17 protein-coding genes are annotated in these 18,711 nt (G+C 67.7%); 8 read left to right on the top strand and 9 right to left on the bottom strand.

Translation table 11 applies throughout. The features are described from left to right. Nucleotides 1-131: 131 nt before the first annotated feature. On the bottom strand, nucleotides 132-2,069 hold the full coding sequence (locus VG556_RS05625) for a DEAD/DEAH box helicase (protein WP_049407004.1): 1,938 nt from the start codon (nucleotides 2,067-2,069) through the stop codon (nucleotides 132-134). A gap of 266 nt (nucleotides 2,070-2,335) precedes the next feature. On the opposite strand from VG556_RS05625, the gene VG556_RS05620 reads away from it, so the two are divergent. Further along, nucleotides 2,336-2,557 (top strand): RNA-binding S4 domain-containing protein, encoded by a 222-nt coding sequence (locus VG556_RS05620; RefSeq protein WP_014036469.1) that lies wholly within the window; start codon nucleotides 2,336-2,338, stop codon nucleotides 2,555-2,557. Between the two features lie 11 nt (nucleotides 2,558-2,568). Here VG556_RS05620 and ubiM read toward each other — a convergent pair whose 3' ends face one another. The 4 genes from ubiM to VG556_RS05600 all read right to left on the bottom strand — a co-directional run bounded on the left by ubiM (nucleotide 2,569) and on the right by VG556_RS05600 (nucleotide 5,995). After that, nucleotides 2,569-3,747 (bottom strand): 5-demethoxyubiquinol-8 5-hydroxylase UbiM, encoded by a 1,179-nt coding sequence (ubiM, locus tag VG556_RS05615; RefSeq protein ID WP_049407006.1) that lies wholly within the window; start codon nucleotides 3,745-3,747, stop codon nucleotides 2,569-2,571. A 79-nt stretch (nucleotides 3,748-3,826) separates the two neighbouring features. Then, nucleotides 3,827-4,216: an MAPEG family protein gene (locus VG556_RS05610; protein ID WP_046429692.1), complete on the bottom strand. Its 390-nt coding sequence runs from the start codon at nucleotides 4,214-4,216 to the stop codon at nucleotides 3,827-3,829. An 11-nt stretch (nucleotides 4,217-4,227) separates the two neighbouring features. Then, a complete protein-coding gene (locus VG556_RS05605) occupies nucleotides 4,228-4,773 on the bottom strand; it encodes a DUF4019 domain-containing protein (RefSeq protein WP_069117380.1) in 546 nt (181 codons plus the stop codon). A 58-nt stretch (nucleotides 4,774-4,831) separates the two neighbouring features. After that, complete coding sequence (locus VG556_RS05600; protein ID WP_100449665.1) at nucleotides 4,832-5,995, bottom strand: hypothetical protein; 1,164 nt, start codon at nucleotides 5,993-5,995, stop codon at nucleotides 4,832-4,834. A gap of 470 nt (nucleotides 5,996-6,465) precedes the next feature. On the opposite strand from VG556_RS05600, the gene VG556_RS05595 reads away from it, so the two are divergent. The 3 genes from VG556_RS05595 to VG556_RS05585 all read left to right on the top strand — a co-directional run bounded on the left by VG556_RS05595 (nucleotide 6,466) and on the right by VG556_RS05585 (nucleotide 9,787). After that, nucleotides 6,466-7,944, top strand: coding sequence for a DNA-3-methyladenine glycosylase 2 family protein (locus tag VG556_RS05595; RefSeq protein WP_014646458.1), 1,479 nt, complete (start codon nucleotides 6,466-6,468; stop codon nucleotides 7,942-7,944). Then, nucleotides 7,941-8,432, top strand: coding sequence for a methylated-DNA--[protein]-cysteine S-methyltransferase (locus tag VG556_RS05590; protein ID WP_100449664.1), 492 nt, complete (start codon nucleotides 7,941-7,943; stop codon nucleotides 8,430-8,432). Before VG556_RS05595 ends, VG556_RS05590 begins: the two co-directional genes overlap by 4 nt. Before the next feature lie 104 nt (nucleotides 8,433-8,536). After that, the gene (locus VG556_RS05585) at nucleotides 8,537-9,787 is read left to right on the top strand and encodes an ectonucleotide pyrophosphatase/phosphodiesterase (protein WP_100449663.1); all 1,251 of its coding nucleotides are present in this window, start codon (nucleotides 8,537-8,539) and stop codon (nucleotides 9,785-9,787) included. Nucleotides 9,788-9,917: 130 nt separating this feature from the next. Here the strand turns inward: VG556_RS05585 and VG556_RS05580 are convergent, their stop codons facing one another. Further along, nucleotides 9,918-10,097, bottom strand: a complete 180-nt coding sequence (locus tag VG556_RS05580) for a 30S ribosomal protein THX (protein WP_004150462.1) — start codon at nucleotides 10,095-10,097, stop codon at nucleotides 9,918-9,920. A gap of 110 nt (nucleotides 10,098-10,207) precedes the next feature. Next, entirely contained in the window at nucleotides 10,208-10,621 is a 414-nt protein-coding gene (locus VG556_RS05575) for a MerC domain-containing protein (RefSeq protein ID WP_008264835.1), read from the bottom strand. 136 nt (nucleotides 10,622-10,757) lie between these two features. Between VG556_RS05575 and VG556_RS05570 the strand changes: the two genes are divergently transcribed. From VG556_RS05570 to VG556_RS05555, 4 genes are all read left to right on the top strand, one after another. Next, nucleotides 10,758-12,968 carry a TonB-dependent receptor gene (locus tag VG556_RS05570; protein WP_032956779.1) on the top strand — a complete coding sequence of 737 codons (2,211 nt, stop codon included), beginning with the start codon at nucleotides 10,758-10,760 and terminating at the stop codon, nucleotides 12,966-12,968. A 199-nt stretch (nucleotides 12,969-13,167) separates the two neighbouring features. Continuing rightward, a complete protein-coding gene (locus VG556_RS05565; protein WP_014646454.1) occupies nucleotides 13,168-13,734 on the top strand; it encodes a TetR/AcrR family transcriptional regulator in 567 nt (188 codons plus the stop codon). Beyond that, a complete protein-coding gene (locus VG556_RS05560; RefSeq protein WP_032956775.1) occupies nucleotides 13,734-15,407 on the top strand; it encodes an MFS transporter in 1,674 nt (557 codons plus the stop codon). Before VG556_RS05565 ends, VG556_RS05560 begins: the two co-directional genes overlap by 1 nt. An 8-nt stretch (nucleotides 15,408-15,415) precedes the next feature. Then, on the top strand, nucleotides 15,416-16,570 hold the full coding sequence (locus VG556_RS05555; protein WP_049420618.1) for an HlyD family secretion protein: 1,155 nt from the start codon (nucleotides 15,416-15,418) through the stop codon (nucleotides 16,568-16,570). Between the two features lie 111 nt (nucleotides 16,571-16,681). Here the strand turns inward: VG556_RS05555 and VG556_RS05550 are convergent, their stop codons facing one another. Further along, nucleotides 16,682-17,173: a Fur family transcriptional regulator gene (locus VG556_RS05550; protein WP_004150412.1), complete on the bottom strand. Its 492-nt coding sequence runs from the start codon at nucleotides 17,171-17,173 to the stop codon at nucleotides 16,682-16,684. 34 nt (nucleotides 17,174-17,207) lie between these two features. After that, the gene (gene gltX, locus VG556_RS05545) at nucleotides 17,208-18,611 is read right to left on the bottom strand and encodes a glutamate--tRNA ligase (RefSeq protein WP_100449662.1); all 1,404 of its coding nucleotides are present in this window, start codon (nucleotides 18,609-18,611) and stop codon (nucleotides 17,208-17,210) included. Nucleotides 18,612-18,711 lie beyond the last annotated feature (100 nt).

Below are 18,711 nucleotides of genomic sequence, written 5' to 3'. Positions count from 1 at the left end.
GGGGACGGAGGGGATTAAGTCGTTCTTGGCACAGGCGCATGGCCAGCCAGATACGACTTAATCCCCTCCGTCCCCTTTTTCTGTCCGCCGGCCCGGGGGCTGGCGGTGGTGTGGACGGCTGCGGGTGCGGCTTAGAAGCTGCGCGGGCCGCGCGGCTTGAAGCCGTCACGACGCGGCGGGCGACTGTCGCGGTCACCGCCGCGGTCGCCACCATGGCCGCCCGGGCCGCCACGACGCGGGCCACCCGGACCGGCCGGGCCACGCTTGTCGAAGCGCGGCTTGAACGGGCGCGGGGCCGGGTTGGTGTCTTCACCCGGAGCCAGCGCACGCATCTGCAGCTGCTGGCCGGACACCCAGACCTTCTGCAGGTGCGACAGCACGTCCGGCGGCATCTGTGCCGGCAGGTCCAGCAGCGAGAAGTCGTCGTGGATGTCGATGCGGCCGATGAAGCGGCTTTCCAGGCCGGCTTCGTTGGCAATGGCGCCGACGATGTTGGCCGGCTTCACGCCATGCTGGTGACCGACCGAAATACGGTAGGTCTCCATGCCCTGCTCCGGTGCACCACGCGGCGGAACCTCACGGCGCGGACGCTGTTCAAAACCACCTTCGGCGTCGTCACGGCGCGGGCCGCGCTCGAAGCGCGGACCCCGTTCGTTGCGGTCGAAGCGATCACCACGTTCCGGGCGGTCACCACGGTCGAAGCGCTCGCGCGGTGCGCGCTCTTCGCGCGGGGCACGCACCGGCGGCTGCAGCAGGAACGGGGTATCGCCCTGCAGCAGCTTGGCCAGCGCGGCAGCGATCTCGATGGCCGGCACGTTCTGCTCGTTCTCGAAGCGCTCCAGCAGCTGGCGGTAGAAGTCCAGGCCACCGGCGCCGAGGGTTTCGCTGATGCGCGAGGTGAACTTGTTGATGCGGGTGTCGTTGACCGCTTCCACGCTCGGCAGCTGCATCTCTTCGATCGGCTGGCGGGTGGCGCGCTCGATCTGGCGCAGCATGCCCTTCTCGCGCGGGGTGGCGAACAGGATCGCCTCGCCGCTGCGGCCGGCACGACCGGTACGGCCGATGCGGTGCACGTAGCTTTCGGTATCGTACGGGATGTCGTAGTTCAGCACGTGGCTGATGCGCTCCACGTCCAGGCCGCGCGCGGCCACGTCGGTGGCGACCAGGATGTCCAGCTTGCCTTCCTTCAGCATGGCGATGGTCCGCTCACGCTGGGCCTGCTGCATGTCACCGTTGATGGCGGCAGCGGCCAGGCCACGCGCCTGCAGCTTGCTGGCCAGTTCTTCGGTGCCGGCCTTGGTCCGCGCGAAGATGATCATCGCGTCGAACGGCTCGACTTCCAGGATGCGGGTCAGCGCGTCCAGCTTGTGCATGCCGCTCACCCACCAGTAACGCTGGCGGATGTTGGCCGACGTAGTGGTCTTGGCCGCGATGGTCACTTCCACCGGGTCCTGCAGGTAGGTCTGCGCGATGCGGCGGATCTGCGGCGGCATGGTGGCCGAGAACAGGGCCACCTGGCGCTGCTCCGGCAGCTTCTTCAGCACCGCTTCGACGTCGTCGATGAAGCCCATGCGCAGCATTTCATCGGCTTCGTCCAGCACCAGCGTCTTCAGCTCGGACAGGTCCAGGGTGCTGCGGTCCAGGTGATCGATTACGCGGCCGGGGGTACCGACCACGATATGCACGCCGCGGCGCAGGGCCGACAGTTGCTGGCCGTAGGGCTGGCCGCCGTACACCGGCAGCACGCGGAAGCCGGGGATCTTCGACGAATAGGACTGGAACGCCTCGGCAACCTGGATGGCCAGTTCGCGGGTCGGCGCCAGGATCAGGGCCTGGGGCTTGATCTGCTGCAGGTCGATGTTGGACAGTACCGGCAGTGCAAAGGCAGCGGTCTTGCCGGTACCGGTCTGGGCCTGGCCCAGCACGTCGCGGCCTTCCAGCATCGCCGGGATGGTGGCGGCCTGGATCGGCGACGGGGTTTCGTAGCCGATGGCGGTGACGGCCTGCATCACGGGCTCGGACAGGCCGAGCTGCGCAAACTGCAGCGGCGCTTGGGAATCTTGGGACATGGGGAACTCCGAAGGCACTGCCGTCTTCCTGGCAGTGCGATAAAAAAGGTGATGGTCCGCGCTTTGGGCGCCCTTCTTATCGCGTGCCCTGGCGCTGCTCGGTCGGAGGAGATTTCACTCGCTCAGAGCGGAATGATACCGCATTGATGCTGAACGAGGCATACAGCTTTCCTCACACGTGCCGTCGAGCCCGTGCTGGCGCACAATACGCGCCCTCTTCCCGGCCCGGCCGCTGGCCTGCGCCCTCTTCCCAGGAACCCCGCTCCATGCAGATTCTCGAATTCGACCTCGACGGTGACTACGTCGAACTCAAGCAGCTGCTCAAGCTGGCCGATCTGGTCACCAGTGGCGGCGAGGCCAAGATGGTCATCAGCGAGGGCCAGGTACGGGTCGACGGCGAAGTGGAACTGCGCAAGGCCTGCAAGATCCGCGCAGGCCAGGTGGTCGAATTCGCCGACAGCCAGATCCGGGTGCTGGCTGCAGGCTGATCTGAAGCTGTTCAGGCCACGCGCTGGGTCAGGTGCGAGGCAATCAGCTGCCTGAACGGTGCCACGCCCTGCGCCAGGCGCAGGCCGGCCGCACGCAGCAGGCGCGCCGGGCGACGGTCGTCGGTGTACAGGCTGGCGATCGCATTGGTGGCCTCGTACAGCGGCCGCGACGCCAGCCGATGACCACGCTGGTAGCTGGCCAGCATGCCGGCGGCGGCAATGTCGGCACCACGGCGCTGCTGCGCGACGATGCCCTGCGCCAACCGCTGTGCGCTGGCCAGGCCCAGGTTGAAGCCATGCGCGGTGACCGGATGCATGCCGACTGCGGCATCGCCGATCAGCGCAGAACGCTCGCCGACGAAGCGATCCGCGTACACACCCACCAGCGGATATGCCTGCGGCGTGGCCACCGGCTGCATCCGGCCCAGGCGGTGTTCGAAGCAGGCACTGATGGCCTCACCGAAGGCCACCTCGTCCATCGCCAGCAACGCCTCGATCTGCCGCGGCGGCAGCGTGATCACCGCCGATGCCTGGCCCTCGTTGAGCGGCAGCAGCGCCATCGTGCGGCCGTAGCCGAACCACTCCCAGGCGGTGTGGTGATGGTCGCGCTCGACCTGCATGCGGCACACCAGCATCGACTTGCCGAAGTCGCGCATCTGCGCACCGATGCCGAGCATGCGGCGGGTGGCGGAGAAGCGGCTGTCAGCGGCCACCAGCAGCCGCGCATGCAGTTGGCTGCCGTCATCGAGTTTGACCACGTGGCCTTGCGCATCGGCCTGCACGCCCAGCACCTTGCGCCCGTCGAACAGCTCCAGGCCGTCCTGGCCCTGCACGGCATCCCACGCGGCGCGACGGATCAGATGGTTGGGTACCAGCCAGCCCAGCGGCTGGCCGTCGACCTGGCTGCTGGCGAAGGTCAGCGCGAACGGCGAGCCGCCGTTCATCACCCTGGCATCGCGCAGATCAGCAATTTCAGCGTGCGGCAGGCGCTGCCACAGCCCCAGCTGCTCCATGCTCTGCCGCGAGGCATGGGTCAACGCGATCTCGCGGCCATCAAAGGCGGCCTCGGCCAGCGCCTGGCGCGGCTGCACTTCGACCAGCCCGACCTGCAGCCCGCTGCCGGCCAGCGCGCGCGCGAAGCACAGACCTGCCGGTCCGGCGCCGACCACCACCACGTCCATCCTGCGCATGCGCGCCTCCTGCCGTTGATCCAATCCGCGCCAGCATAGCGCCGCGCGCCTGAGCGGCCTTGATCTGGATCAGGCCGACTTACAGAAGTGCGAACACCAGCGCCAGGATCGATAGCAGCGACACCAGCCACACCAGGCTGCGCACATAGGGCACGCCTGCGGCGTACAGGGGCAGATAGACCACACGCGCCCAGAAGTAGGCCTGCGCCGCCAGTGCAGTGGTGTCGTTGCCGCGACCGGCCACGACCACTGCGATGGCGGCGGCGGCGAAGAACGGGAACGTCTCCAGGAAATTGGCCTGCGCGCGCTGCAGGCGGCCGGCCAGCGGGCTGAGCGGCTTCGCATCGCCATCGCGTGCCGAAGCATTCCACTTCATCCCGCGCTCGCGGGTGACCACCGTGGAGGTGGCGAAGATGTACACGAAGCCCAGCAGTACCGACCAGGCCAGCATCGTCAGTTCAGTTGCCATCATTCACCTCCTCAGGGTGCCGACGCGCGCAGGCTGTAACCGGCCAGGCGCCACACCTGGTCCTCGTCGAAACGGAACGAGACCAGCTCGCGCACCGGCTGTGCGCTGTTGGCGAAACGGGTCGGGAAGCTGACGTTGATGTACAGCCCTTCCGGCACTGCTGCACCGGCGCTGTACTTGACGCGGGTGATGGTCGGCTGGCCACGCCCGGCCAGCGCACCCAGGCGCGTACGCTCGGCGGCCAACTGGCTGACGAAAGCGGCCTTCGGCACCGCACGACGCGCGACGGCCGAAGCGCCATCCCACAATTCGCCGGCGCGGTTGGCGTCGACCAGCTGCGCTGCCTTCACTGCGGCGGCGCCCATTTCCGCGTCCTGTTTCTGCACCTGCGCCTGTTGAGCAGCGGTCAACGCAGGGGAACCGGCGGTAGCGGGCTTCGCAGCTGCCGGCGAGGCTGGTGCCGGGCGTGCCGGGGCCGGTGCAGGCGTGGCCGGCGCAGGGGCCTGCGCCAACACGGTCAGGGGCAGCAGGGACAGCAGCAGGAACGCGCGCTTCATGGACACCGCCGGTTTTCTGGAGAGAACCGCAGTCTACGCCAGCGCGGTGACTACGCCGTCAGCGTGCCGGAGCGTTGCCCTCCACCGCTGCCGCATCAGCTTGCGCGGCGGGCGCGGCGGTGTTCGCTGGCGGCTGCTCGGCCACCGGCGGCGGCTCCGACGGTGCCGGTGGCAGCGTCGCCACATCGATCTCCGACAGCGGGCTTTCGTCCGGGCATACCGCATCCGGGAAACCGAAGCGCTGCTTCAGGGCCTGGCCGCAGCTGTTGATCGATTCCATGTCGGCGCCGTCGCGCTTGCACTGCTGGTCGAAGGCGATCAGGAACGCGTCCTTGCGCTGCACGAAGTCATCGCCGCAGGCGCGCATCTGCTTGATCCGTTCCAGATCGTCCTGCACCGCGTTGGTGCCATCCAGGCCGTACTGGCGCAGCTCATCCGGCGTCAGCAGGCGCAGGCTGCGATTGGGCACGGTCATCATCAGATCGGCCACGCCCACCGCCACGCCATTGCGCTGCAGGTAATCCTTCACGTTGTCGTAGACCTCGTGCAGCTCGCGGTTGAGCTCGGCGCGCGAGGTGGCCTTGGAGCTGATCCGCATCATGCGGTGGATGCCGACCTTGCCCGACAGCAGGCGGTTGTCACCGGCAGCCAGCACGAACACGCAGGCGCTGTGGCAGATGGAGCCTTCGCGCACCCAGATGGTCCAGCCCGATTCACCGATGCTGTCACCGGCCACGATCGCCGACTCCACCTGGCCACCACTGGAGTCCAGGTCGAGGATGCGCTTGTGGATCTTCAGTTCGTCAGCGACCACCGCCAACCGCCACATCATTTCGGCGAAGCCCGGATTGATCTTGCCGGCGTAACGCACGCGCATCAGCCCACGCTCGGCACACGGCGCCAGGGCCTGGGTGATCTGCTCGCGCTGCAGCCCTTCCAGTTCGGCACCGTCGCCGGCATCGCCCGCATATTCCGTGCTGCAACTGACCCACGTACGCCCATTTTCCAGCTGCGCCTGCGGCCACGGCCGACCCGCCTGGCTGCGCGGTGGTGCCGGTGCCGGTGGCGCGTCGGCGGCATTGATCGAAACCATGTTCTCGCCATCACTGGCCGGCGCCCGCGCTGCCTTGTCGGCAGCGGTCACGTTGCCCGGATTCTCCAGCTGACTGCAGCCCGCCAGGGCCAGGCACAACAGGGGCAACCAGCGGAATTTGGCGGACATCGGGCAACCGGGATTCATGGGACCAAGAGCCACAGTCTACCCGTCCAGGCCGCGCATTCAGCGCGTGGCACTGAACCCCTTCTGACCCTTGGGAAAGCGTGTCGACCAAGGTAGACACCTACCAACGGCCTCAGGAACCTGTCGAAGGCGTGGCGGGTCCGGTGGCAGGGGTGCGAGCGGCATGGATGCCGCGACCAAGTCCCCAGGCGTGAGGGCGCTTTGCTTGCGAAGCACTGCTTCGCAAGCGCCCGAACGCACAGCCGCCAGCGGCTGGGCCGGTCTGGGGGTTCACGGCGTCCCCTGCCACCGGACCCACCACGCCATCCCACAGGAATCCCGCTTCTGCTGTTGCTGTTGCCGGCCAGCGGCCGGCACTACCGCGGGTCCGGGCGCAGCCCGGCGTGACCCCCTTCAGCATCCATGTCCGAATGTGGCGAGTATCCCCGCCCGCACCCGCCTAGACTGCCGCCATGGACACCGCCCTCGCCCTCGACACCGCCGCCTGCGACCGCGCCCGCCTGGCCCGCGACGCACGTTTCGACGGCGTGTTCTTCACCGCCGTGCGCAGCACCGGCATCTATTGCCGCCCGGTCTGCCCCGCACCGCCCCCGAAGCCGCGCAACATCACCTACTACCCGACCGCCGCTGCTGCCGCCGCCGCCGGCTATCGCCCGTGTCTGCGCTGCCGCCCGGAGCTGGCACCACAGGCCCAGCAGGCACTGGCCGGGCAGACCGTACAGCGCGCCCTGGCCCTGATCCACGGCGGCTTCCTGCAGGAGCAGCCGGTGGCCGATCTTGCTACGAAGCTCGGCCTCAGCGCGCGCCAGCTGCAGCGCCTGTTCGTCGAACGCCTGGGTGCGACGCCCGGGCAGATCCACGCCACCCATCGCCTGCTGCTGGCCAAGCAACTGCTGACCGAGACCACGCTGGCGGTGACCGACGTCGCACTGGCCGCCGGATACAACAGCCTGCGCCGCTTCAATACCGCATTCCTGCAGGGCTGCGGCATGGCCCCCACCGCACTGCGCCGCCAGCATCAACCGCTGGCCGCCGACGATGGCGGCCTGGTGTTGCGCCTGGGCTACCGTCCGCCGCTGGACTTCCCGCGCATGCTGGCGTTCCTGCGCAAGCGCAGCCTGCCCGGCATCGAGCTGATTGGCGAGGACAGCTATCAGCGCGTGCTGGGCACGCCGGAGCGCCCCACCCTGCTGCGCGTCACTGCCGACCCGAAGCGCCCGGAGCTGCGCCTGCAGCTGGGTGCGGTGGATCCGCGCCTGATCCCGGACATCGTGCGCCGCGTGCGTCGCGTGTTTGATCTGGATGCCGACCTGCAGCAGGTGCACGCCGCATTGGGCGAGGAACCCTTGCTGGCGCGCGGTATCGCCGAACGCCCCGGGCTGCGCGTGCCCGGCGGCTGGGATGGCTTCGAAGTGGGCGTGCGCGCCGTGCTCGGCCAGCAGGTTACTGTTGCCGCCGCCACCACCTTCGCGCGGCGGCTGGTCGATGCCTATGGCGCGCACCTGCCGGGCATGTCGTCCGACTTTGATCGCCAGTTCCCGGCACCCGAGGTATTGGCCGAGGCGCCTCTGGAATCAATCGGCCTGCCGCGCAGCCGCGCCGCGACCGTGCGTGCACTGGCCACCGCCTGCGCCAGCGGCCAGCTCGACTTCGGGCCCGGCCAGGCGCTGGAAGAGTTTGTTGCCCGCTGCGTGGCACTGCCCGGCATCGGCCCATGGACCGCGCAGTACATCGCTTTGCGTGGCCTCGGCCAGCCCGATGCCTTCCCGGCCGGCGATCTTGTACTGCAGCAGGTCCTCGGCCACGCGCAGGGCCAGCGCCTGAGCGAACGCGCAACCGAAGCGCGCTCGCAACCGTGGCGTCCCTGGCGCGCCTACGCCGTGCTGCACCTGTGGCACCTGTCCGGCACATTCGTTGGAGAACCGACATGACACTGTTGTTCGATCGTTTCGACAGCCCGATCGGCGTGTTGACCATCGCCGGCGACGAGCGTGGCCTGTCACACGTGCTGTTCCCGGAGAACCGCCACCCCGCGCGCGGGCGTGATGACTGGCATTACGCACCGGATGCCTTGCCGGAAGCACGCGAGCAGCTGCTGCAGTTCCTGCACGGCGAGCGCAACAGCTTCGACCTTGTGCTGGCGCCGCGTGGTACGCCGTTCCAGCTGCGCGTGTGGCAGGCGCTGGCGCTGATTCCGTTCGGCCAGACCTGGAGCTACCTGCAGCTGGCGCAACACCTGGGACAGCCCAGCGCGACCCGCGCGGTGGGCGCGGCCAACGGGCGCAACCCGTTGCCGATCATCCTGCCCTGCCACCGCGTGATCGGCAGCAACGGTGCACTGACCGGTTTCGGCGGTGGCCTGGAAACCAAGGCCGCGCTGCTGCGGCTGGAACAACGCCAGCCCCCGCTGTTCGCCTGAACATCGGGGTCAGATCCCTTTTCCCGTGGAAAAGGGATCTGACCCCGGGCGATCCTGGCGCGTCATGTCTTGGGCCGGTAATTGCACCGGCTTATCATGCACGGATGACTTCCGTACGCCTGACCTGTTCGCTGGCGCTGCTGCTGCCATTGGCTGCCTGCACCACTGCGCCTGCCCCTACCGCCTCCGTTCCCACGTCCGTCGCATCGGCCGCACCGCCGAAGCTGCTGCTGATCTCCATCGACGGCCTGCGCGCCGATGCGCTGGACCGCGGGCTGACCCCGAACCTGCAGCGGATGATCGACGGCGGCGTGCGCGCCCGCTGGATGACACCGTCCTATCCTTCCCTGACGTTTCCCAACCACTACACCATCGTCACCGGCCTGCGCCCGGACCACCATGGCATCGTCAACAACAGCATGGACGATGAAGCGCTGGGCCGTTTCGAGCTGAGCAACCGCGAGGCCGTCACCACCAGTGCCTGGTGGGGCGGTGAACCGATCTGGGTCGGCGCCGAGAACGCCGGCGTGCGCACCGCCACGACGTCGTGGCCGGGCAGTGAATCGGAAATCCGTGGTGTGCGCCCCAGCCAGTGGCGCATCTACGACGGCAAGGAACCGCTGGAGCAGCGTGCCGGTATCGTGCTCGACTGGCTGGCACAGACCGACGCCGATGCCCCGCGACTGACCACGCTGTACATGGAGCACGTGGACAAGGCCGGGCACAACTACGGCCCCGGGTCGAAGCAGTACGCCGACGCCATCGCACGCGCCGACCTGATCGTCGGCCAGGTGCTCGACGGCCTGCAGCAGCGCGGCCTGGTCGCCACCACCAATGTGATCGTGGTGTCCGACCACGGCATGGCCAGCGTCGCCGACGGCCACGTGATCGCCACCGAATCGATGGCCGACCCGTCCATCGCGCGCAACGTCAGCCAGGGCCAGTCGGTGGGCTTCGCGCCAGTGGCCGGTCGTGAGGCTGAGGCCGAACGCGCCCTGCTCGGCCGCCATGCGCACTACGAGTGCTGGAAGAAGGAGAACCTGCCGGCGCGCTGGCACTACGGCACGCATCCGCGGGTTCCGGCCATCGTCTGTGCGATGGATGAAGGCTGGGATGCGCTGCACCGCGAGAAGATCGCCAAGCGCGCGAAGCAGGACCGTGGCTCGCACGGCTACGACAATGCCCTACCGTCGATGCGTGCGGTGTTCGTGGCCAGCGGCCCGTCGTTCCGCCAGGGCCTGGTGATCGACGGCTTCGACAATGTCGACGTCTACCCGCTGCTGGCCCACCTGCTGCAGGTGCCGGCCGCGCCGAACGATGGCAATCCGGAAACGCTGAAGCAGACCCTGCGCTGAATTCCCTGTAGAGCGAGCCCATGCTCGGCTGCATTACGCCAGCCGAACATGGGCTCGGCCCTGCAGGAACGCGCATAAAAAAACGCGGCGCCAGGCGCCGCGTTTTCCTTGGACCGGTCGGTCGGCCTGATCAGGCCTTGGCGACGGCCTTCTTCGCCACGGCCTTCTTCGCCGGAGCCTTGGCCACGGTCTTCTTGGCAACCGGGGCGGCGGCGCCTACGGCGACCTTGCTCGCGGTGTGCGAACGGGCGTTGCCGTAGCTGGCGTTGTAGCGCTTGCCCTTGGCGGTCTTGCGGTCACCCTTACCCATGTCTTCAACTCCTCAAGTGTGAAATCTGGTTACCCCGTACTGACACGGGTTCGGCGGGGCCGCCTTGCTGGGCGCCCCCGCGCACGATCGGAAATCCTATCACGGCGTGCCTAGTGCGCGCAGCTTGCGTCGTGCACGTGGCCGTGGTTGAGGCGCAGGTTGACCAGGTGGGCAACGCCCACCAGCAGGCCGCCGATGGTCATCACCACCGCATGCGGCACCGCATTGTGGTGCAGCGGGTCGTACAGCACGCCGGCCCACAGCGCGACCAGGCCGGGGATCAGGAAGCCGAGCGCACGCAGCGCACCGTGGCGGCGATAGCCCCAGACCAGGCTGAACAGCCCGAGCAGGGTCACGAACACCACCAGCGCCTGTTCCACGCCATCGCTCAGCCAGAACGACAGGCCCAGCGACGGCGCCGCCGCCAGCAGCACGGGGATCACCGCGCAATGCACTGCGCACAGCATCGAACCAGTGGCACCGAAACGATCGAGCAGGTGGCGCAGGCGTGAGGACAGGGACATGACTTCCAGCAGGGTCGGCGAATCGTTATGGAATAATATAACATCCCTCTCCGAACCGCACGGTTTCCCCTCCCCCTGTCCCCTCGACGGGATTCGTGCGCCCTGCGATTGATACATTGTAACAAAGGACCTGCCCATGCCCGCCCACACCCCTCGGCTCAAGCCGCATTCCCTGGCCCTGGCCCTCGCCGCCCTGTTGCCGTCCGTCGCCTTTGCAGCCGGCCAGGACACCTCCCACCGTGACCGCCACCTGACCGAACTCTCCTCGGTACAGGTCACCGCGTCGCCGCTGCAGGGCGATGCCGAATCCCTGGCGCGCCCGGTGGACGTGCTGGCCGGTGAGCGCCTGGACGAGCAGAAGGCCGGCACCCTGGGCGATACCGTGGCCAAGCTGCCCGGCGTACAGAGCACCTTCTTCGGCCCCGGCGTCGGCCGCCCGATCATCCGCGGCCAGGAAGGCCCGCGCGTTGCCGTGCTGTCCAATGGCATGGGCAACATGGACGCCTCCACGGTCAGCGCCGACCATGCCACCAGCATCGAGCCGTTCCTGGCCGACCAGATCGAAGTGCTGAAGGGTCCGGCCACGCTGCTGTTCGGCAGCGGCGCCATCGGTGGTGCGGTCAATGTGGTGGATGGCCGCATCGCGCGCGAACTGCCGGAGCGCCCGCTCAGCGGCCGCGCCGAGCTGCGCGGCAACTCGGTGAACAATGAGCGCAGCGGCATGTTCCGCCTCGATGGTGTCAGCGGCAATGTCGTGCTGCACGTGGATGGCCTGGTGCGCAATGGCGACGACTACCGCATTCCCGGCTACGCGGTGATCGACAGCCTTGAAGACCACCATGACCACGATCACGACCATGATCACGATGCAGCCGAGGGCGAAGAACCGCGCCGCGGCCGCCTGGACAACAGTTCGATCCGCACCCGCGCCGGCGGCGTCGGCGCAACGTGGCTGGGCGACGGTGGTTACTTCGGTGTGTCGGCCAGCACCTATCGCACCAACTACGGCATTCCCAACGGCGCGCACGTGCATGCCGATGGTGATGACCATGGCCATGACCACGGTCACGACCACGGCGATGAAGAGGAAGGCGGCGACGAGCATGACGTGCGCATCGACATGGTGCAGAACCGCTTCGAGACCAAGGCCGGCATCTACAACCCGGTCTCGTTCCTGAAGAACATCAACGCACGCGTGGCTTACACCGACTACGAGCACGTGGAGCTGGAGGCCGGCACGCCGTCGACGCGCTTCACCAACCGTGGTATCGAAGCGCGCCTGGAAGCCGTGCAGCAGCAGATCGGCGGCTGGGACGGCGCGTTCGGCCTGCAGTTCGGCAACAGCGATTTCGGCGCCAAGGGCGAAGAGGCGTTCGTACCGGATACCGGCACCAGGAACATCGGCCTGTTCGTGCTGCAGGAAAAGCAGTTCGGCCCGTTCAAGCTGGAACTGGGTGGCCGCCACGACCAGGTCAAGCTGGACCCGACCGGTGACTACCGTCGCCGCACGTTCGGTGCCACCAACCTGTCTGCCGCCGGTATCTGGAAGCTCAACGATGCCGTTGACCTGCGCATCGGCGTGGACAGCTCAGAGCGTGCACCCACCAACGAAGAGCTGTACGCCGCCGGCGCGCACATCGCCACCCGCTCGCTGGAGATCGGCGACGCCAACCTGAAAACCGAGCGCGGCCAGCGCGTCGAACTGGGCATCCATACCCACAGCGATCGCCTGGACTTCTCCGCGTCGGTCTACCAGACCAAGTTCAAGGACTTCATCTACCTCGCCGACACCGGTGTTACCGAAGGCCTGCCGGTCCGCGCCTGGACCCAGCAGGACGCGGTGTTCCGCGGCGCCGAGGCCGAAGCGCTGGTGCACCTGTTCGAGGGTGGCGCCGGTGACTGGGATCTGCGCCTGTTCGGCGACTACGTGAAGGCCAAGCTGGATGGCAGCGGCAGCCGCAACCTCGACATCGCCGTGCCGCACGGCGACCACAACCACAATTACAGCGTGGAGCTGGCCAACACCGGCTACCTGCCGCGTATCGCCCCGGCCCGCGTGGGTGCCGACCTGCGCTGGTCGAAGGACGGCTGGCGCGCCTCGGTCGGTGCGGTGCGTTACAGCCGCCAGAAGGACGTTGCCCAGAACGAAGCCCCGAGCGACGGCTACACGCTGGTCGACGCGCACCTGGCCTACCGCTGGGATCGCAACGCGGGCAACAGCTACGAGGTGTTCCTGGATGGCAGCAACCTGACCAACCGCGAAGTGCGCCCGCATACCTCGCTGCTGCGCGACTACTCGCCGCTGCCAGGCCGTGGAGTCGCATTCGGGATCCGCGCGTTCTTCTGATCGCGCACGGCGGGGTCGGATCCCTTTCCGAAGGAAAGGGCTCTGGCACCACCGCATTGAACGGGGGCCTTCGGGCCCCCGTTTTCATTCCGTCCCACGCCATCACGCATCCGTCACAAAGGTGTGCGTACGACAACAACCGGACAATCCCGTCACTCAAAGTCTCGCCAATCGGACACTTTTGTCCGAAAATAATTCCATGACCGCTCAACGTGCCGATGCTGCTGCCCGCCGTGCCCTCATCCTCGACGCCGCCGATCATGTCTTCGGCCAACATGGCGTCACCGCCCCGCTGGATCTGGTGGTCGAACGCGCCCAGGTGGGCCGCGCCACCCTGTACCGCAACTTCCCCGACCGCACCGCGCTGATCCAGGCGCTGCTGCAGCGCACGGTCGACCGCATCCGGCGCCAGGTCGAACAGCTCGGTGACCGCGATGACGCCCTGTTCGAGGTGTTCGAGGGCATGGCCCAGCGCATCATCGATTCGCCGGCACTGGCCGATTACTGGCGTGCGGTTGATTCGGACGTGCCGTCCATGCGCGCCGCGCGCGAGACCGTGCGCGACCTGCTGGAGGAACCGATCGCGCGCGCCAAGGCCGCCGGGCTGTGCCGTGACGACCTGGAAAAGACGGATATTTCACTGATCTCGGGCATGCTGGGTGCGGCCCTGCGCGGCAAGACCCGCGACGAGCGCGCCCAGTTGGCCGGGCGTGCCCTGCAGCTGCTGCGTGGGGGTCTCCAGGGAGCTGCCAGCGAGGCCCGTTGATGGTCCAGCCGTATCTGAAGCCGGTTCCGGATTGGGAGGAGCATGAGAAGCCGACCATGCCCGGCTCGGCGTCGATGCCCTGGCACCCGCCGTACCGGCGCGCGGCCTATGCGCTGGTATCGTTGCTGGTGGCGATCACCGGCGGCCTCGGCAATGCGCTGGTCACCGCCAACCTGCCGTTCCTGCAGGGCCAGCTGGCGCTCACTCCGACCCAGGGCAGCTGGCTGGTGGCCGCGTATGCGATGGTGAATGTCACCGCCAACCTGCTGGCCTTCAAGTTCCGCCAGCAGTACGGCATCCGCCTGTTCGCCGAGATCGGCCTGGGCCTGTATGCGGCGCTGGCGGTGCTGCACCTGTTCGTCGGCAGCTTCGAGACCACGATGCTGACCCGAGCCGCCAGCGGCTTCGCGGGTGCGGCCTGTTCCACACTGGGCACGCTGTACATGCTGCAGGCGCTGCCGCGGCGATTCACCGGCAACCTGCTGGTGGTCGGTGTCGGCCTGTCGCAGCTGGCGGTGCCGATCGCCTGGATCGTTTCACCAGGCCTGGTCGATACCGGCCAATGGCACCAGCTGTACTCCTTCGAAGCCGGCCTGGCCCTGTGCGCGTTCGCGGCAGTGGTAGTGCTGAAGCTGCCGCCCGGCATCCAGGTGAAGGCGTTCGAGCCATTGGACTTCCTCACTTTCGCCCTGCTCGCGCCGGCGGTCGCGCTGCTGGTGATCGTGCTGGCGCAGGGCTACACCCGCTGGTGGCTCAACACCCCATGGCTGGGCTGGGCGCTGGTCGCCTCGATCGTGCTGTCCACCACCGCCTTCATCATCGAACACTACCGGCGCAATCCGCTGCTGCAGATCCGCTGGCTGTCGAAGCTGCCGGTGCTGCACTTCATCGTCGGCGCGTTCCTGATCCGCTTCCTGACCACCGAGCAGTCCTACGGCGTGGTCAACCTGATGCGCACGCTGGGCATGGGGCCTGACCAGATGCGGCCGTTGTTCGTAGTGATCCTGGCCGGGGTGATCGTCGGCATCGCCGGCGCCTCGCTCACCTTCGGACCGAAGCGGCTGATCGCGCAGCTGCTGATGGCGATCCTGCTGCTGGGCGCCGCCGCGTTCTTCGACCAGCACCGCACCAGCCTGGACCGGCCGCACGACTTCTACGCCAGCCAGTTCCTGGCCTCGGTCGGTGCCGGCATGTTCATGGGCCCGCTGATCATGCTCGGCATCTCCGCCGCGTTGAAACAGGGCGTCGACCACATGATCACCTTCCTGGTGACGCTGTCGATCACGCAGACCCTGGGTGGCCTGGCAGGTTCGGCGGTGCTGGGGACCTTCCAGCTGCATCGCGAGCAGCTGTATTCCAGCGCGCTGACCAGCCAGCTCGATCCGGCCGATCCGGTGGTCGCGCAACGGCTGCGCATCCAGCAGCAGCTGTACGCTGCGCAGATCACCGACCCGGTGCTGCGCAGTGCGCAGGGCAGCGCGCAGCTGGCGCAGACCACGCGCCGCGAAGCCAACGTGCGTGGCTTCAATGACGTGTTCACGCTGAGCGGCTGGCTGGCGATCGGCTTCCTGTGCTGGTTGCTGCTGCTGTCGCTGCGCACCGCCGTGCTCAAGCAATGGCGCAAGCGCCACCCCGCCCTTTCCACCGCGTCCACGCCGGCCGCGTCCCGTTGAGTCCTCCCATGCCTCCCGTCCCGCCCCGCCCCGACGACACCGACAACGTCACCCCACCGCCGCCGACCGACGCGGCGCCCGCGGCCACGCCGGTAGAACCTGCGGTCGCGCCGAAGTACCTCAAGCCCAGCGCCCGCAGCGTGGTGGTGATGGTGGTAGTGGCCTTGCTGGGCATTGCGCTGATCCTGCGCGCCTGGCACCTGTGGCCGTTCACCAGCAGCGTGATGGTGACCGACAACGCCTATGTACGCGGCCAGATCACGGTGATGGCGCCGCAGGTGAACGGCTATGTGACCGAAGTGCTGGTGAAGGATTTCCAGCATGTGAAGCAGGGCGAGCCGCTGCTGCGCATCGATGACCGCATCTATGCGCAGCGCGTGGCCCAGGCGCAGGCGACGCTGGACAGCGCGCGCGCGGCGCTGGCCAACTCGGACCAGTCACAGGCGCAGAACCGCGCACAGATTGCCTCCGCCCGCGCCACGCTGTCGGCCGGCCAGGCCGAACTGCAGCGTTCGCGCAATGAATTGAAACGCTACGAGGAACTGGCGGCGCAGCAGCTGGTGTCCATCAACGACCGCGACAAGTTCCGCACCACCCAGGCGTCGGCACAGGCCAGCGTGCAACAGTCGCAGGCGCAGATCCGCATCGCCGAGGAAACGCTGGTGTCGACCCAGGTCGCGCGCAAGAGCCTGGAAGCGCAGGTGGAAAGCGCGCAGGCGCAGCTGGAACTGGCCCGCATCGACCTGGCCAACACGGTGATCCACGCACCACGCGACGGCCAGATCAGCGAAGCCAGCGTACGCGTGGGCCAGTACGTCGCTGCCGGTTCGCAGCTGCTGTTCCTGGTACCTGACACGCTGTGGGTGGTGGCCAACTACAAGGAAGGCCAGACCTGGGGCATGGCGATCGGCCAACCGGCGACGTTCTCGGTGGACGCGTTCCAGGGCCAGGTGCTGCGGGGCCGCGTGCAGGAGATCGCCCCAGCCACCGGGTCGGAATTCAGCGTGCTGCGCCCGGACAATGCCAGCGGCAACTTCACCAAGGTGGTGCAGCGGCTGCCGGTGCGGATATCGATCAACAGGGATCAGAAGCTGGCAAAGCAGCTGCGGCCCGGCATGTCGGTGATCGTGCGGGTGGATACCCGGTCCAAGCCGATGGACTAGGACGCAGGCCCTGCCGCACCGGTATGAAACGGGGTCAGATCCCTTTGCCAGTGGCAAAGGGATCTGACCCCGTTTCCAAAATGCCGGCCAGCGGCCGGCCCTACCGTTGCGTTAGCCGGCGCAGCGCGCGCAGAGGCCATGCACTTCCAGCGTCTGTGCCTGCGGCTGGAAGCCCAGCTCCTTGGCGCGCTTCTCCAGCTGGGTGACGATCTCGCGGTCTTCCAGTTCCACCGCGCTGTGGCAGCTGTTGCAGATCAGGAACGGCACCGAATGCGCGGCACTGCTGGGATGGTGGCAGGCCACGAAGGCATTCACCGATTCCAGCTTGTGCACGAAGCCATTGGCCATCAGGAAGTCCAGCGCGCGGTACACGGTGGGCGGGGCATCGGCGCCCACGCCCTTGCCGTTGCGCACCCATTCCAGCAGCTCGTAGGCCTTGACCGGCTTGCCGGCCTCGGCGATCAGCTTCAGCACGTTGGCGCGGATCGGGGTCAGGCGCAGCCCGCGTTCGCGCGAGACACGCTCGACCACCGCCACGAAATCCGATGCGTCGTGGACGTGGTGGTGCGGGGCGGTACAGGCAGTGGCGGTCTTGGCGGGCATGCGTGTTCTCCGGTTCGGGCCTGGCAAGGATGCCTCAGGCCGTTGCTACCTTGGTGATGGCCACATCAATGCGTTTCAAGGCCTGCTCGCGGCCGGCCAGGTACACGGTATGGGAGATGTCAGGACTGACCTGGGTGCCGGTGATCGCCACGCGCAGCGGCTGGGCGACCTTGCCCATGCCGATTCCCAGCGCTGCGGCCGTGTCGTGCAGGGCGACGCCCACCGACTCGGCGGTCCACTCCGGCAACGCTGCCAGCAGTTCGCGGGCCTTGCCCAGCGCCACCTCGGCACCGGCCTTGAGGTGCTTGGCCACCGCCGCTTCGTCGTACCCGGTCAGCGGCTGGTACCAGACCACGGCCTTCTCGGCCATTTCCTTCAGGGTCTGCACGCGTTCACGCAGGGCGATCACCACATCCTCCGGGGCCGGGCCGGCGGCCACGTCCAGGCCCAGCTTCTGCAGCTGGTAGACCAGGTGCGGCACGATGGCGGCCACGTCCTCGGTCTTCAGGAAGTGCTGGTTGACCCAACCCAGCTTGGCCATGTCCAGACGCGAGGCCTTGGAATTGCAGTCCTTCACGTCGAACAGGTCGATCAGCTCCTGGCGGCTGAACAGCTCCTGGTCACCGTGGGACCAGCCCAGGCGGGCCAGGTAGCTCAGCAGCGCATCGGGCAGGTAGCCGGCGTCCTTGTACTGCATCACGTCGGCCGCACCGGTGCGCTTGGACAGCTTGGCGCCCTGCTCGTCCAGGATCATCGGCATGTGGCCGAACTTCGGCACCGGCGCACCAATGCCCTCGTACAGGTTGATCTGGCGCGGGGTATTGTTGATGTGGTCGTCGCCGCGGATGACCTCGGTGATGCCCATGTCCCAGTCGTCCACCACCACCGCGAAGTTGTAGGTGGGGTAGCCGTCCGGGCGGAAGATGACCATGTCATCCAGCTCGCTGTTGGCGATCTCGATGCGGCCCTTGATCAGGTCGTCGAACACCACCGTACCTTCCAGCGGGTTCTTGAAGCGGATGACGCGGTTCGGGTCGTCCTTGTACGGCAGGCCCAGTTCGCGTGCAGCGCCGTTGTAACGCGGCTTTTCCTGCCTGGCCATGGCGGCCTCGCGCATCGCGTCCAGCTCTTCGCGGGTTTCGTAGGCGTAGTAGGCCTTGCCGTCGGCGATCAGCTGCTCTGCCACTTCCCGGTAGCGGGCGACGCGGTCGGTCTGATAGATCGGGCCTTCGTCGTAGTCCAGGCCCAGCCACTCCATCGCCTCCAGGATGGCGTCGATCGCGCCCTGGGTGCTGCGTTCACGGTCGGTGTCCTCGATGCGCAGCACGAACTCGCCGCCACGGTGGCGGGCCTCCAGCCAGCAGTACAGCGCGGTGCGGGCACCACCGATGTGCAGGTAGCCGGTGGGACTGGGGGCGAAGCGGGTGCGGCAGGTCATGGACGGCTCGAGGAACGGGAATCCCCCGATTTTACCAGCCCGCCGCCCCCGACGGAAAAAGGGGACGGAGGGGATTAAGTCGCGATTGCCCAGCCCGTGG

It is taken from the genome of Stenotrophomonas sp. CASM106 (genome assembly GCF_049384825.1).
In the GTDB taxonomy this organism is placed as follows: domain Bacteria; phylum Pseudomonadota; class Gammaproteobacteria; order Xanthomonadales; family Xanthomonadaceae; genus Stenotrophomonas; species Stenotrophomonas muris.
Note: the sequence above shows the minus strand (reverse complement) of the source record. Positions and strands in the feature narration are given on the sequence as shown.